We start from the raw sequence: 14,284 nt of genomic DNA, 5'->3' as shown, positions 1-14,284 counted from the left end.
GATGCAGCCGATGCCCCTCGTCGTCACGCCCGGCGACCTGACGCTGCGGCTGGCGCTGACGGTGGCGGCGGGGCTGCTGATCGGCATCAACCGGGACGAACACGGCCGGCCCGCCGGGCTGCGCACGACTCTGCTGGTCTGCCTCGCCGCTTCAGTCGCGATGATCCAGGCGAATCTGCTGCTGCCACTGGCGGGGCGGCCCGACGGCTCCTTCGTGATGCTCGACCTGATGCGGCTGCCGCTCGGTATCCTCTCGGGCATGGGCTTCCTGGGCGCCGCCGCGATTGTTCGCCGGGGCGACCTGGTGCAGGGCGTCACCACCGCCGCGACGCTCTGGATCGTCACCGTCATCGGGCTTTGCCTTGGCGGCGGCCAATTGGTGCTGGGCATCGCCGCGACGGTTCTGGCGCTGCTCGCGCTATGGGGCCTGAAGCGCGTCGAGGTCTTCGTACATCGCGAGCACCGCGCGACGCTCACCGTAACCATCGACAGCGAAGCCGATGCCACGACCGAGCCGCAGGTCATCGCGGGCTTCTCCGCCGACGGTTACTGGGTTGCGCGCGAGTCAGTGACCCACGCGCCGACGGCCGGCTACAGCGAGCATTGCTACGAGCTGCGGTGCACGGGATTGGTTCGTAGTCCGGCGGGGCCAGCTTTCCTGCGCGTCCTCGCGGCGCTCCCGAAAGTGCAGGCGGTGAGTTGGAAACCGCAGGGCATGGGGACGGTCTAGGCGGGAAAGCCCGCACCGGCTGATGCAGGCTTCCGCGACCGTGCCGACGCCTATTGGCTTACCGAGAGATTCGAATAGGCATAGTCAAACGGAGCCTTCGCGCTGCCCTCGCCGATGATTCCGACAGTGCCGCCCGTGGGAGGCGCCTGGATCTGGAGCTTGCCGATCGGTTGCCCGTTGACGAAGAGCGAGACGAGATTGCCTTTGGTGACGAGCCGCAGCGTGTTCACCGCGGTAGCGCCGGTTTTGACGTTCGGGTTCGCCATGAAGGGCACGATGGGTTGCCAGCCGGTGGCGGCGACATGGCGATAGATGCCGAAGGTTCCGGCGGTATCCGAGACGCCGAAGAAGTAGAAGTCGCTCGGCCCGGTGGCCCAGAAGATCAGCCCGGCATCGCTGCCGGCAGTCTTCGGCGTGATCGTGACGCTCGAATCCTGGTCAGTGAAGTTGAACCCGGCATAGGTCGCCCAGTTGACCCCGGAGGTCGGCATGGTGATGTGCACGAAGCCATCCTTCAGCATCATGCTCGTGCCCTGGGCACCGAAATTCAGCGGCCAGGATGTCAGCGGGTCCGTCAAGACGGCTTGCGCCGCCCGGCTGGCCTGAATGCCGCCAAGGCCGAAGCAGGCCACTAGACCTGCCAAAGCCACCGATCTGAAAATTGGAGTCACCACATTCCCCTTAAATCTTCGAAACGACTGTAATCTAAGCCGAAGTTTTCCGGCCTCGAAAGCTAATCGAAGAGCTGAGGGCTTTAGAAGCTAAGATTGCAGGACGATTGACCCAGCCGGGCGTCGTTGGCGTCTAAATCCGAACGTCTGCCGCCTTCGCCAGATCCGGTCCGCACAACGACCGCACCTTCGCGGCCGCCTCCTCGGTGCCCCAATCGGCGCCGCCGATCAGCCGTGCCTTCGGATGGCCCGCCCGGTCGAAGATCACCGTTACCGGGATGCCGGGCACCTGCCACGCCTGCAGGATGGCGCTGTTATGGTCGAGCAGCACCGGCAGATGGCGGATGTCGTGGCTGCGGTAGAAGCCCTGCACCGCCGTCGCTCCGCCGATATCGGAGGAGACCGGCAGCACCACGATGCCGTCCTTCGCCAGCGTTTGCGCCAGCGTGTCCATGGTGGGCAGCTCGGCGGTGCAGGGGCCGCACCAGGTCGCCCATAGATTGATCACCACCCCCTGGCCGCGGTAATCGGCCAGCGTCCGCACCTTGTTGTCGGCCGTGTAGAACTGGAAGGGCGGCAGCGACTGGCCGGGCGGCACGGTCTCCAGCCCAGAGATATCGCCGAGCGACTGTGCGGCGGCCGGGCGCGTGCTAAACCCCCCGGCGACACCGCCGGCCAGCAAGCCGCCGAGACGAAGCGCCGCGCGGCGCGAAACCTTCAAGCGCATTGGATCAGGCTCCTTGAACGACAGCACTCAGCCGCGACCGCACCAAGCTTCGCACGGATCGGAGGCCAATGCCCAATGGGGCGGCCGCTTCGCCGAGGGGCCGGCGCGGATCATGAGCGACATCAATGCCTCGATCGGTTTCGATCAACGCATGTGGCGCCAGGATATTCGCGGGTCACGCGCGCATGCCGCGATGCTGGCCCGCGCGGGGGTCATTTCCTCCGCCGATGAGCGCGCCATCGCCGGCGGGCTCGATGCCATCGCCGCCGAGATCGAGGCGGGGCGGTTCCCGTTCGAGGCGGCGCTCGAGGATATCCATATGAATATCGAGGCGCGGCTGACCGACCGGATCGGCGATGCCGGCCGTCGCCTCCATACCGGCCGCAGCCGCAACGACCAGGTGGCGACAGATTTTCGCCTTTGGGTGCGGGACGCCATCGATGGGCTGACCCTGCAAGTCGAGGACCTCATGCGGGTGCTGGCGGGGCGCGCGGCTGAACACGCGGCCGACCCCATGCCGGGCTTCACCCATTTGCAGACGGCGCAGCCAGTGACGCTGGGCCATCACCTCTTGGCCTATGTCGAGATGCTGGCGCGTGATCGCGGCAGGCTGGCGGATTGCCGCCGCCGCCTCAACGAATGCCCGCTGGGTGCCGCGGCCCTCGCCGGCACCTCCTTCCCGATCGACCGGGAGGAGACCGCCGCCGAACTCGGCTTCGACCGCCCGACCGCTAATTCGCTCGATTCCGTCTCGGACCGCGATTTCGCGCTGGAGTTCCTGGCGGCGGGCGCGATTTGCGCCATGCACCTGTCGCGCTTCGCGGAGGAGGTTGTGATCTGGTGCAGCGCGCCTTTCCGCTTCATCCGCCTGTCGGACTCCTTCACCACCGGCAGTTCGATCATGCCGCAGAAGCGCAATCCGGACGCTGCCGAATTGGTGCGGGCGAAGACCGGCCGCATGGCGGGCTCTCTGGTGGCTCTGCTGACGGTGATGAAAGGCCTGCCGCTCGCCTATGCCAAGGACATGCAGGAAGATAAGGAGCCGGTTTTCGAGGCTGCCGACGCACTCGCCCTCAGCCTCGCCGCCAGCGCCGGGATGGTGCGGGACATGACGCCGGAGCTTGCGCGCATGGCGGCGGCCGCCGGGCAGGGCTACGCGACCGCGACCGACCTCGCCGACTGGCTGGTGCGGACGCTGAAACTACCCTTCCGCCAAGCCCATCACGTCACCGGCCGGCTGGTGGCGCTGGCCGAGGCGCGGGACATCGATCTCGCCGCACTCGACCTCGCCGATATGCAATCTGTTGAGCCTGGGATAACCGAGGCGGTCTATGGCGTGCTGACGGTGGCCGCTTCGGTCGCCTCGCGGACGAGCTTTGGTGGCACGGCGCCGGCCAATGTCGCGAGGCAAGCCGCTCGGTGGCAGGAGATCCTGGGGTGAGGTCGGGGATGACGGTTCAGGCGAGACGCATCGCGTTGGTGCTGGGGGGTGTGGCGCTGCTGGCTCTCGCCGCTTGCGGGAAGATGGGTTCGCCTTCGCCGCCGGGCCCGCCCGACAAGATTTTCTACCCGCACCTTTACCCCTCGGATTAGCCGATGGCCGATATCGACCAGCCCGAGCCCGGCCAACCGGATCGCGCCGCCCTGATCGCCACCCGGCCGCCCCTGCGGGACTTGAGCGCGGCGGGGCTACATTTCGAGGGCGTCGCTTTGGCCGAGATCGCGGCCGAACTCGGCACGCCGGCCTGGGTTTATGGCGCTGGCACCTTCCGCGACCGCCTCGCCACGCTGCGCGCCGCGCTCGACGGGGCGGGGCTGTCCGCAGCCAAGATTCACTATGCGGTGAAGGCGAACGACCATCAGGCGATCCTGACGCTTGTCGCCCAGGCGGGTGCTGGCGCCGACGTGGTGAGCGCGGGGGAGATGATTCGCGCGCGTCACGCTGGGATTCCTGCGGCCCACATCGTTTTCTCCGGCGTCGGCAAGACCCTCGCCGATCTTCGCCTCGCGGTGGGCGAGGGGATCGCGCAGATCAATGCCGAGAGCGTCGAAGAACTCGCGATGCTTTCTGTGGTTGCCACCGAGCAGGGCCGCCAGGTCGATGTCGTGCTGCGGGTCAATCCGGATGTCGATGCGGCGACCCATGCCAAGATCACCACCGGCCGTGCCGACAATAAATTCGGCATCGCCTGGGAGGATGCCCCCGCCGCCTATGCCCGCGCGACCGCGCTGCCGGGTCTCAATCCGGTCGGTCTCGCCGTTCATATCGGCAGCCAAATCCTTTCGCCCGCGCCTTATGCCGCCGCCTATCGGCGCGTCGCCGACCTTGTTCGGGCGCTTAGGCAAGGTGGTCACGCGGTCAACCGTGTCGATTGTGGCGGCGGCTTTGGGATCGCCTATGGCGCCGCCACACCGTCACCGCTGGATGCCTTCGCCGCGGTGCTGGCCGAACAGCTTGGTGGCCTCGGCCTTGATCTCATGGTTGAGCCGGGCCGCTGGCTGGTGGGACCGGCGGGGCTGCTGCTCGCTTCCGTGGTGCTGGTGAAGCAGACCGGGACGCGCCGTTTCGTGGTCCTGGATGCCGCAATGAACGACCTCATCCGCCCCGCGATGTACGAGGCCTGGCACGCGATCGTGCCGGTGACGCCCGAAACGGCGCCGCTCGCTTTGGTCGATGTCGTGGGGCCGGTCTGCGAGAGCGGCGACACTTTCGCGCGTGACCGTGCGCTGCCGCCGCTCGCAGCGGGCGATCTCGTGGCGATCCTCGATGCCGGGGCCTATGGTGCGGTGATGAGCTCGACCTACAACGCGCGCCCCTTCGCCGCCGCCGCCCTGGTCGATGGCCCGCGCTGGAGCGTGATCACGCCCCGCCAGCAGATCGCCGACTTGTGGTCGCGCGAAACTGTGCCCGATTGGATAGCGGGCGAGCGGTGACGCGGGCAGCCCCGCCCCTAATTCTGCCGGCTCCAAAGCGGAGCCTCGAAGCGTGAGCCCCGGAGGCTGGCGGCGCCGCGCACAGGCCGTGCTCATCTTCGAGCGGCTCTGGCCCGTTCTATGGCCACCCGCCGGGATCCTCGGCCTGTATCTCTTGGCCGCATTGCTCGATCTGCCGCAACGTCTCGGCCCATCGCTCAACACGCTCCTTCTTCTAGTGTGCGCGATTGTCGCGCTTGGCGTTCTAGGCTGGGGCCTCCGACGCTTCCGCTGGCCGGGACGCGCGCAGGCTGAGGCGCGGCTCCAGCGAGACTCCGGTCTGCGCCACTCCCCGATGGCCGCCCTCCGTGACCGTCCCGCGCAACAGGACCGCGTGGCGGAAGCTTTGTGGCTGGCGCATCAGGCCCGGAGCCGCCGCGAACTCCGCCGCCTGCGGCTGGGCCTGCCGCGTCCCGGCCTGGCAGCGCGCGACCACATGGCCTTGCGCGGCGCCCTTGTCGTGGCCCTTGTCGCCGCCGTGGTTATTGCAGGACCGCAGATCACCGGACGGCTGGGCCGCGCCTTCACGCTCGACTTTGCCTTCGCCCATTTCGGCGGGCCGCCGCCGACCGTCACCGCCTGGGTTACGCCGCCCGCCTATACGGGCCGTGCGCCCTTCCTCGTGTCGCCGCAGATCCTCGCCTTCGCCGCGCCCGCCGGTTCGCGCCTGACAGTGACGGTCGCGGGAACCCGCAAGCCGCCGGTGCTGCGCCGCGACGGGTCGCCGGTCGCCGGTTTCCGCGCCCTCGACACCGGCGCCTATCAGGCGGAGACCATGTTGGCGGCCAGCGGCCCGCTGCTTCTGCGCGGCAACGGGGATCGGTTGGCCCGATGGCAGCTCGAGGTCATACCCGACCGCCCGCCGAACGTGGCTTTCGTCGCGCCGCCGGTAGCGGATACCGACAACCCCACCGCTTTGCGTCTGGCTTGGCGCGGGGGGGATGACTACGGCGTTACCTCGCTGCAATTCGAGGCCCGGCTGGCGACACGGCCGCAAGCGCCGCCTCTGGTGGTGCCGATCGCCTTGCCCGATGGCTCGGCCACGGCGCCAAAGGGCGTGCAGTCGATCGACTTCTCGACCAACAGCTGGGCCGGCCTGCCGGTCTCCCTCCGTCTCGTGGCGAAGGACGCGCTCGGCCAGGCCGGCTCGACGGGCAATGTGATGCTGATCCTGCCGGAGCGGCGCTTCTCGGATCCCTTCGCGCGCCAGGCGGCGGCGCTGCGCCGCCTGCTGGTCGCGGCGCCGGAGCACGCTTCGACGGTGGGAGAGGCCGCACTCAAGGTCGGTGCCGCCGCCGCGGTGGCCGGCCGCCCGGCCGCCGGGTCGCTGGCGCTGGCCGATGTCGGCTGGGCGCTACGCTTCGACACCAGCACCAGCCAGATCAATCGCGTGACCGACGAGCTGTGGCAGGTGGCGCTGCATTTCGAGCAGGGGCCCGCCGCCGAGACCGCGCAATCGCTCCGCGCCGCCGAGGACGCCTTGCGCAAAGCGCTCCAGGCCAAGAATGCTCCCAACGCGACAGAGCTGTCGAAGCTCATGCAGGCGGTGCGCGCCGCCTTGCTGCAACATCTTTCGGCGCTCATGCAGATGGCGCAGCGGCAGGGCGGCGAGATCACCACGCCGCCCGATTCGCCGCGCCTCGACATGGGCGCCCTGGCGCAGACCCTGCGGCAGATGGAGGCGGCGGCGCGTGCCGGTGACGCGCAGGCGATGCGCCAGTCGCTCGCGTCGCTGGAGCGTAGTCTGCGCTCGCTCGAACAAGCCCGCGTTCAGCCTCCGGATCCCGCGCGCGAAGCGGCGCGGCGCCGGGCGGAGCATGATTTGGCGGCGCTGCAGGCCATGCTGCATCGCCAGGCGGGGCTGATGGATCGCGCCAATCGCCGCGCCGAATCCGAAAGCAACGACACGCACGGCCAGCACCAGGATGCGACGGCACAGGACGCTCTGCACCATGCGCTGCAATCGTTGCTTGCTGGCCGCCGCGACCCCAGCCTCGGCGCCGCCGGCCACGCGATGGGTGATGCGACCCACGCCTTGCAAGGGGGCGCCGATGGCATTGCCGCGAATGACCAGGGTCAGGCGATGCGAGGTCTGCAAAGCGCGATCGGCCGCCTGGGCCGTCAACTGGCGGCGCAATCCGGCGGCACGGTGATCAGCGGCGCCGGCCAGGGAGCCATGGGTTCGCAGCCGGGCGACCTGCCGGAGGAAGGCTTCGGGGGCGCCTCCGGCCCGACCGATCCTTTTGGGCGGCCCCTTCAGACCGGCGCTGGCGTGAGCCTTGGCGCCGATCTCAACCTGCCGCAGGGGTCGCCGGAGGCCCAACTGCGCGCCATTCTCCAAGATCTCCGCCGCCGCGCCGGCGAGCACGATCGCCCGCAGCCCGAACTCGACTACATCGACCGGCTACTTCAGCCTTTCTAAGGGCGTGCATGCGCCGAGGCTTTGATTCCCGCCGCGCATTCCGTCAGCAGCCAGGCGCGGAAGGCGAGCGTCGCGGGGTTGCTTCTCCCGCGCGGCGCTTCGGCAAGGCAATAGCCTCGGCCGGTCACTACCGCTTCCGTCATCACCGGCACCAGGGCGCCCGAGTTCAACAACCGGTCGACCAGTGGCTCCCACCCCAGCGCCACACCCTCGCCGAGCAGCGCCGCCTCCACCACCAGCGGATAGGTGTTGAAGCGTAGCGACCGGTCCCGGCTACTCCGAGGCGGTAGACCGTGGCCCGCGAACCAGTCCGCCCAGCGTAGCCAACGGACAGGGTCCGGTGCATCGAGATGGAGCAGCGGCAAGCGGGACCAATCGAGCATCCGCCAATCCCGGCCTGTTCCGCCATGTTGCGCCAGGAAGGCCGGGCTACAGACCGGGCGCACGCTCTCGCCGAATAGCATGACGACGCCGCGGCCCTCGCCATCGCCGAAGAGGATCGTGATATCGGCATCTTCCGCTGGTGCGTTTGGCGCGAGCTGTGACGTCACGATCCGCACCTCGACGCCGGGCAGGGCGTCTGCGAGGGCGTGTAGCCGTGGCATTAGCCAGAATGACGCGAAGCCGAAATCCGTCGCGATGGTGAGCGTCGAGCGCGCCACTTCCTGGCGCAGCATAGCGATGACATCGGCGATCCCATCCAAACTACGGGTCACAGCTTCCAGGAGTGTGGCTCCCGCCTCGGTCAGCCGCACGCCGCGGTGCAGCCGCTGGAACAGCGGGCGGCCGAGAGCTTCCTCCAGCGAAAGCACCTGCTGGCTCACCGCCGACTGAGTCATGCCGAGCGACTGCGCCGCCAGGCTGAAATTGAGCAGCCGGGCGGCCGCCTCGAAAGCCGCGAGGCGATGCAGGGGTGGTAGGGCCCGGCGGCTTGGCATCAGTGGTGCTTATATCACCATAAGTAATGGTTGACTTCACCAAACGGTTGCTTGTGGCTGATAGTGCAGCGTTTCGAGACGACAGGGCAAAAGTGTGCGGAAGCGGCCAAATATCCTCATCCTAATGGCCGACCAGCTGACAGCCGGGGCGCTTCCCGCCTATGGCAACGGAGTTGCGCGCACGCCTTTCCTCGACCGGCTCGCCGCCGAGGGCGTGGTCTTCGAGGCGGCCTATTGCAACAGCCCGCTCTGTGCGCCCTCACGCGCCGTCCTGATGTCCGGGCAGTTCCCTTCCTCCACCGGCGCCTACGACAATGCCGTCGAGTTCCCCTCCCAGATGCCGACCTTCGCGCATTACCTGCGGGCCGACGGCTACCGTACGATCCTCGCGGGCAAGATGCATTTCTGCGGCCCCGACCAGCTCCACGGCTTCGAGGAGCGGCTCACGACCGACATCTACCCCGCCGATTTCGGCTGGACCCCCGACTGGACGCGGCCGGAGGAGCGGCCCGACTGGTATCACAGCATGGACAGCGTGACGCAGGCCGGTCTCTGCGTGCGCACCAACCAGATGGATTTCGACGAGGAGGTCGGCTTCGCCGCGCGGCAGAAGCTTTATGACATCGCGCGGGATCGCGACGACCGGCCGTTCTGCATGGTCGTTTCGATGACCCATCCGCATGATCCCTTCACGATCCCCGACCCGTATTGGTCACGGTACCGCCGCGAAGAAATCGACATGCCGCGCGTCCCGGCTGCCAATTCCGAGCGCGATCCGCATGCGGCGCGGCTGCGCCATGTATGTGGTCAGGATTTGCAGGATGTGACCGAGGCGCAGATCCGCGACGCGCGTCATGCCTATTACGGCGCTGTCTCCTATTTCGACGATCACGTCGGCGCACTTCTCGTGGCGCTGCGTGACGCGCGGCTGGCGGAAGATACGATCGTCATGCTTCTCGCTGACCACGGCGAGATGCTTGGCGAGCGCGGTCTCTGGTTCAAAATGAACTTCCACGAGGGTGCGTCTCGCATTCCGATGATTGTCCATGCGCCCGGTCGTTTCACCGCGCGGCGCGTAAAGGCCGCGGTCTCTCTCCTCGACGTGTTGCCGACCTTGGCGGCCATCGCGGGGGAGGGGCGGGAGCCCGAATATGCGACTACGCCTGATGGTCGCAGCCTGCTGCCTTACTGCGAGGGTGCGCCGGACGATGCGGGCGAGGCCATTGGCGAATACTGTGCGGAGGGCGTCACCGCGCCGATGGTGATGATCCGCCGTGGCGCGCTCAAATTCATCCACTGCCCGACCGATCCTGACCAGCTGTACGATCTCGTGGCCGACCCAGACGAGCGCCACAACCTGGCACCCCAAGATCCGCGCGTTGCCGGTTTTCGTGAGGAAATCGCGCGCCGGTGGAATCTGGAAACGCTGCGACAGGATGTGCTCGCAAGCCAGAAGCGGCGGCGGCTGGTGTCGGATGCGCTGAACCAGGGCCAATACCACCCCTGGGATTTCGAACCGAAACGCGACGCCAGCCAATCCTATATGCGGAACCACATGAAGCTTGATGATCTCGAAGCCATGGCGCGCTTCCCGCGTGTCACACCTGCGACCAACTGACGCACAACACGAACAGGAGATCCGCGATGCGCCTTTCTCGCCTGCTCGCTTCTACTGCTTTCGCCGCTCTCGGTGTCGCGGCGGTCGCTTCCAGTTCGGCGCGCGCAGCGGATCCGGCGAGTTGCACGACCGTGCGCATGGGGACACCGGGCTGGAGCGATATCCAATCCACCAACGGAATCGCGGAGCTTTTGCTGACGGGCCTCGGCTACAAGCAGCAGATCGAGACTCTCTCCGTGCCGATCACCTATCAGGCTTTGAGCAACGGCCAGTCCGATGTCTTCCTCGGCAACTGGGCACCGGCGCAGGATCACTTCACGAAACCGCTCGTGGCGGCCAATAAGATCGACGTGCTGCACCAGAATCTCGATGGTGCGAAATACACCTTGGCGGTGCCCGATTATGTCGCGGCCGGCGGCGTGAAGAGCTTCGCGGATCTCGCGGCGCATGGCGAGGAATTTCACCACAAGATCTACGGCATCGACGCCGGCTCGCCGGGCAACCAGAACATCCAGAAGGCGATCGACAACCCGGCGCTCAAGCTGAGCGGCTGGAAGGTCGTGCCGTCCTCCGAGCAGGGCATGTTGTCTGAGGTTTCACGCGACGTGCCGCATAAGCGCTGGGTCGTGTTCCTCGGCTGGGCGCCGCATCCGATGAACACGAAGTTCAACCTCACCTATCTCGCGGGCGGCGACGACTATTTCGGCCCCAACTTCGGCGGCGCGACCGTCAATACCGTAACACGCAGCGGCTTCGCGCAGGCCTGCCCCAATCTCGCCCATCTCTTCAGCCAGCTTACTTTCAGCATCCCGGCTGAAAACATGATGATGAACGCAATCGATAACGAGCGACAAACGGGAACCCAAGCGGCGGCGGCCTATCTCAAGGCGCATCCCGAGCTGCTCGCGACTTGGCTCGATGGCGTCACCACGCAGGACGGCAAGCCAGGACTGCCGGCGGTAAAAACCTCACTTGGCATTGGTGGGTGATGTGAGACCGAACATTAAAGGCGCCGAGCCCCGCTTCGGCGCCATCGTCGCGGCGATCCTCGTCAGTGTGATGCTGTTAGTGGTCTACGCGTTGCTGGCCCGCTACGGCGGGTAGTTTCGCCGGGATCGGTGTCGAACGCGGGCGTTGCCTTCGGTCTAAACCGTGCTCATTCCTCCACGTCATGCTCGAAGGCCGAGCATCCACGCCTCTGCGTAAGGCGCCAAAGGAAGACGTGGATGGCACGCCTTCGCGTGCCATGACGGGATCGTAGGGGCGCGGCTCGATATTAAGTCATCACGCGCTAGCGCGGTCCTAACAAGGAGATGTTCGAGAATATTGGGACGTCCATACTATTAGCGACAATCTAACAAGCGTTTCTTGCTGGCTGACGGCGTCGCCACGGAGTCCATTCGGCAAGCGAGCGGCCGTCAGCACGGCGCATGGCGTCGGCAGTCGAACAAGGAGCGACTCGAGATGAGTGCAATTACCGGGCGGCACTGTGGCCAAGAGTTCGAGATCTTGCCGGGTGTGTACGTCCCGCCTTTGCTCTTCCAGGATATGGTGCTGGCCAGGTCGAACTTGAATCCCCCGGGCGCCGTCATTCGTCGCACGATCGCGAGCCGCGGGTTTTGTTGCGACGCTCCCATTCGGGCGCTACACATTTCCGAAGAGCGTACTTGATCAGTTGATAAGGGACTTGCTGAGACAGTCCGGGGACCTCGAACTGTCTGTGACGGACATTAAACGAGCCTTAGATGAGCGCGATGCTCAAGGCGAAGTCGTCAACGCCGGCTGCGTCACGATTTCGGCGGCCGGTGGCTGTGGCGGTACCGCTGGAGAATGATAGGCCGACGCCTGATCGTAAACCTGCTCCAACGGCTTCATCGTCGGTTCAGGCTGCCTCATGCAGCCGCGCACCACCGGCGCGCAAGTGCCATCCTGGCCGACCGCTTCGTCCGTGCTGCCGGCATAGTGCACTTCGGTCACATGCCCGTTCACGACTCGCATGATCGCCGAGCAGGCGCCTCCGCTGCTGCCAAGCGTCAACCCGCCGAGACTAAGCGGCAACGTGACGCCGAGGCCGGTCGAGGTCGGCGGCTTGTAATCGTAACTGTCGATCTCGGCGGACGGACTGAGCCGCGTGACCTTGTCCGGCGGACCGGCGCAGGCGAAGAGATCGGCCGAGGACATGCCGACCATGGCACTCTGCGCCGCATGGGCCGTCCGGGCATTGCCGTAACCGCAGCCGGCGAGCGCCAGGAGCGGAAGCAGGGAAAGAATCGCAACTCTCATCCGCGCGAGTTTATCGCAGTGCAGCATAAACGTGAACCCAGTCGGGCTCGCCCTGTGCGGAGCGGTTATGCCGGTTGCAGCAGGTAGTGGCTGACGCCCCAGGGACGGCCTCGGTCATGGCCGAAAAGCCCGGAGGTCGCGAGGAAGAACAGCCGCCACCGGCGAAGCCACAGCGCGGTGTCGGCACCATAGACCGGCCGCAGGATCGCCTCGATCTTCGCGCGGTTGCGATCAAAATTGGCCAGCCAATCCTCCGCCGTGCGGCGGTAATGGGTCCCGCTCCACTGCCATTCGCGCTCGACCGCGAAGAGGTCGGGGAATTGCCGGATGAGGCCATGGCTCGGCATGATGCCGCCGGTGAAGAAATGCTGCGCGATCCAGTCCGCCTTGTCGCCGAGTTCGAAGCGATAGGGCGCGCGGGCATGGGCGAAGATATGGATCATCGCCCGCCCCTCCGGCCGCAGCCAGCGCCGCATCGCCGCGAAGAGCGGGCGCCAATTGGCCATATGCTCGAACATCTCGACCGAGACGATGCGGTCGAATTTGGCGAGGGGCGCGAAATCTCGCGCGAAGTCGTTCATATCGGCGGTGATGACGCGGACATGCGAGAAACCTCGCCGCGCCGCTTCCGCCTCGATATACGCGCGCTGGGAGGCCGAATTGGAAACGGCGGTGATGCGCGCCGCCGGATAGTGCTCCGCCATCCAAAGCGTGAGCGATCCCCAGCCGCAACCCAGTTCCAGAATCTCTTGCCCATCGACCAGCGCCGCATGCGCACAGGTTTCGGCTAAAGCGCGCTCCTCAGCCTCGGCCAAAGTCTCCCGCCCGGTGGGGTAGAGGCAGCTCGAATATTTGCGCCGCGGCCCCAGCACCTCGGCGAAGAACGCGGCCGGAACCTCGTAATGCTGCGTATTGGCGGCGTCGGCATGTTCGGCGATCGGGAAGGCGCCCATCCGAGCGGCAAAAGTAGCATCGCGATCGCCAATGACTGCCAGTTTGCGGCGCGTGCGGCCGACCATCATGCTGATACCGAGGCGGCTCAGCGCATCAGGCAGCGGCCATCGCTCGGCGGCGCTGGCGGCGAATGTGGCGAGGCTCATGCGCGGACTTTCGGTGGCAGCGGGAGGAACTTGCTCACCCGCCGCTGATAGTCCCGAAATGCGTCGCCGCGGGAGCGCAGCATATGGGCCTCGGTTGGCGGAATGCCCGAACCATGCACCAGCACGAGATACATCGCCACCGGCCCGATCCAGGCCAGCCAGCCCCAGGCCCAGCCGAGGCCCGCCACCGCGAATAGCGCATAGGCGACCCAGATCAGCCACTCGAAGAAATAATTGGGATGGCGCGACCAGCCCCAGAGGCCGACATCGCAGATGCGGCCTTTGTTGGCCGGATCCTGGCGGAAGCGATGAACCTGCCGGTCCGCCATCGCCTCGCCGAGGATCGCGGCGACGGCAAGGAGAACGGCATCGGAGTCGAGCCAGTCAAAACCAGGCGCGGGATTCCGTCCGGCGAGCATGATGACGACACCGAGAACGAACACGCTCGCAGCCTGCATCTGCAAGAAGCCGAACATCTTCCAGCGGTAGCTCGGCCCCCAATCCTTCTTGAGCTGCGCATAGCGCGGATCGTCGTGGCCCTGCAGCGCGCGCCGCAGGATATGGCCGCCGAGGCGCGCCGCCCAAGCCGCCGCTATGGCGCTCACCACCAATTGCCGCGTCGTCCAATGGCTAGGCGCGGTGGGCCCCAGGATCAGCACGATGCCCGCAAGAGCAGTGCCAAAGGTCCAGGTGACATCGACCCAGCTGCTATTGCCGCTTCTTTGCTGGACAACCCAGGCGAAAACCATCGCCAGGCTGCAGGCGACCAGCACCGCGACTAGTAAAATCGTCATGAAATTCAGGAACTCACAAGTTGCCCAG

Annotated in this window: 13 protein-coding genes; 7 read left to right on the top strand and 6 right to left on the bottom strand. The window is 66.6% G+C overall.

Going from position 1 to position 14,284, the window contains the following annotated elements; all coding sequences use genetic code 11:
- The first annotated feature begins 1 nt into the window (after nucleotide 1).
- Nucleotides 2-730, top strand: coding sequence for an MgtC/SapB family protein (locus GSQ92_RS10535; protein ID WP_174246623.1), 729 nt, complete (start codon nucleotides 2-4; stop codon nucleotides 728-730).
- A gap of 50 nt (nucleotides 731-780) precedes the next feature.
- Here GSQ92_RS10535 and GSQ92_RS10530 read toward each other — a convergent pair whose 3' ends face one another.
- Nucleotides 781-1,401 carry a hypothetical protein gene (locus GSQ92_RS10530; protein ID WP_158801746.1) on the bottom strand — a complete coding sequence of 207 codons (621 nt, stop codon included), beginning with the start codon at nucleotides 1,399-1,401 and terminating at the stop codon, nucleotides 781-783.
- A gap of 133 nt (nucleotides 1,402-1,534) precedes the next feature.
- Nucleotides 1,535-2,128: a TlpA disulfide reductase family protein gene (locus tag GSQ92_RS10525; protein WP_158801745.1), complete on the bottom strand. Its 594-nt coding sequence runs from the start codon at nucleotides 2,126-2,128 to the stop codon at nucleotides 1,535-1,537.
- A 13-nt stretch (nucleotides 2,129-2,141) separates the two neighbouring features.
- Here GSQ92_RS10525 and argH point away from each other — a divergent pair, with 13 nt between their 5' ends.
- Genes argH through GSQ92_RS10510 form a run of 4 tightly spaced genes read left to right on the top strand, consistent with a single transcriptional unit; the run spans nucleotide 2,142 to nucleotide 7,523 of the window.
- Entirely contained in the window at nucleotides 2,142-3,569 is a 1,428-nt protein-coding gene (gene argH, locus GSQ92_RS10520; protein WP_254065505.1) for an argininosuccinate lyase, read from the top strand.
- Complete coding sequence (locus tag GSQ92_RS29805; protein ID WP_216856804.1) at nucleotides 3,566-3,721, top strand: hypothetical protein; 156 nt, start codon at nucleotides 3,566-3,568, stop codon at nucleotides 3,719-3,721. The genes argH and GSQ92_RS29805 overlap by 4 nt, the downstream gene beginning before the upstream one ends.
- A 3-nt stretch (nucleotides 3,722-3,724) precedes the next feature.
- Nucleotides 3,725-5,062 carry a diaminopimelate decarboxylase gene (lysA, locus tag GSQ92_RS10515; protein ID WP_158801744.1) on the top strand — a complete coding sequence of 446 codons (1,338 nt, stop codon included), beginning with the start codon at nucleotides 3,725-3,727 and terminating at the stop codon, nucleotides 5,060-5,062.
- Nucleotides 5,063-5,114: 52 nt separating this feature from the next.
- Nucleotides 5,115-7,523, top strand: coding sequence for a DUF4175 domain-containing protein (locus GSQ92_RS10510; protein WP_158801743.1), 2,409 nt, complete (start codon nucleotides 5,115-5,117; stop codon nucleotides 7,521-7,523).
- On the opposite strand, the gene GSQ92_RS10505 is transcribed toward GSQ92_RS10510, so the two are convergent.
- Nucleotides 7,520-8,461, bottom strand: a complete 942-nt coding sequence (locus GSQ92_RS10505) for a choline sulfate utilization transcriptional regulator (protein WP_158801742.1) — start codon at nucleotides 8,459-8,461, stop codon at nucleotides 7,520-7,522. The two genes, GSQ92_RS10510 and GSQ92_RS10505, sit on opposite strands and share 4 nt — an antisense overlap.
- Nucleotides 8,462-8,555: 94 nt before the next feature.
- On the opposite strand from GSQ92_RS10505, the gene betC reads away from it, so the two are divergent.
- A complete protein-coding gene (gene betC / locus GSQ92_RS10500; RefSeq protein ID WP_158801741.1) occupies nucleotides 8,556-10,079 on the top strand; it encodes a choline-sulfatase in 1,524 nt (507 codons plus the stop codon).
- A 26-nt stretch (nucleotides 10,080-10,105) separates the two neighbouring features.
- Entirely contained in the window at nucleotides 10,106-11,068 is a 963-nt protein-coding gene (gene choX / locus GSQ92_RS10495) for a choline ABC transporter substrate-binding protein (RefSeq protein ID WP_158801740.1), read from the top strand.
- A 769-nt stretch (nucleotides 11,069-11,837) separates the two neighbouring features.
- On the opposite strand, the gene GSQ92_RS10490 is transcribed toward choX, so the two are convergent.
- The 3 genes from GSQ92_RS10490 to GSQ92_RS10480 all read right to left on the bottom strand — a co-directional run bounded on the left by GSQ92_RS10490 (nucleotide 11,838) and on the right by GSQ92_RS10480 (nucleotide 14,256).
- Entirely contained in the window at nucleotides 11,838-12,362 is a 525-nt protein-coding gene (locus GSQ92_RS10490) for a hypothetical protein (protein WP_158801739.1), read from the bottom strand.
- 65 nt (nucleotides 12,363-12,427) lie between these two features.
- Nucleotides 12,428-13,462, bottom strand: a complete 1,035-nt coding sequence (locus GSQ92_RS10485; protein ID WP_158801738.1) for a cyclopropane-fatty-acyl-phospholipid synthase family protein — start codon at nucleotides 13,460-13,462, stop codon at nucleotides 12,428-12,430.
- Nucleotides 13,459-14,256 (bottom strand): DUF1295 domain-containing protein, encoded by a 798-nt coding sequence (locus GSQ92_RS10480; protein WP_158801737.1) that lies wholly within the window; start codon nucleotides 14,254-14,256, stop codon nucleotides 13,459-13,461. The genes GSQ92_RS10485 and GSQ92_RS10480 overlap by 4 nt, the downstream gene beginning before the upstream one ends.
- Nucleotides 14,257-14,284: the final 28 nt, after the last annotated feature.

The sequence above is a fragment of the Acidisoma sp. S159 genome (genome assembly GCF_009766125.1).
Lineage (GTDB): Bacteria > Pseudomonadota > Alphaproteobacteria > Acetobacterales > Acetobacteraceae > Acidisoma.
The sequence above is the reverse complement of the archived record's forward strand: the minus strand, read 5'-3'. Positions and strand labels throughout refer to the sequence as shown.

What these genes read in the sequence shown, in the direction of transcription:
- GSQ92_RS10535 (WP_174246623.1), top strand. Translation starts at nt 2, where the DNA reads ATGCAGCCGATGCCCCTCGTCGTCACGCCCGGCGACCTGACGCTGCGG.
- GSQ92_RS10525 (WP_158801745.1), bottom strand. Translation starts at nt 2,128, where the DNA reads ATGCGCTTGAAGGTTTCGCGCCGCGCGGCGCTTCGTCTCGGCGGCTTG.
- lysA (WP_158801744.1), top strand. Translation starts at nt 3,725, where the DNA reads ATGGCCGATATCGACCAGCCCGAGCCCGGCCAACCGGATCGCGCCGCC.
- GSQ92_RS10505 (WP_158801742.1), bottom strand. Translation starts at nt 8,461, where the DNA reads ATGCCAAGCCGCCGGGCCCTACCACCCCTGCATCGCCTCGCGGCTTTC.
- choX (WP_158801740.1), top strand. Translation starts at nt 10,106, where the DNA reads ATGCGCCTTTCTCGCCTGCTCGCTTCTACTGCTTTCGCCGCTCTCGGT.
- GSQ92_RS10490 (WP_158801739.1), bottom strand. Translation starts at nt 12,362, where the DNA reads ATGAGAGTTGCGATTCTTTCCCTGCTTCCGCTCCTGGCGCTCGCCGGC.
- GSQ92_RS10485 (WP_158801738.1), bottom strand. Translation starts at nt 13,462, where the DNA reads ATGAGCCTCGCCACATTCGCCGCCAGCGCCGCCGAGCGATGGCCGCTG.
- GSQ92_RS10480 (WP_158801737.1), bottom strand. Translation starts at nt 14,256, where the DNA reads ATGACGATTTTACTAGTCGCGGTGCTGGTCGCCTGCAGCCTGGCGATG.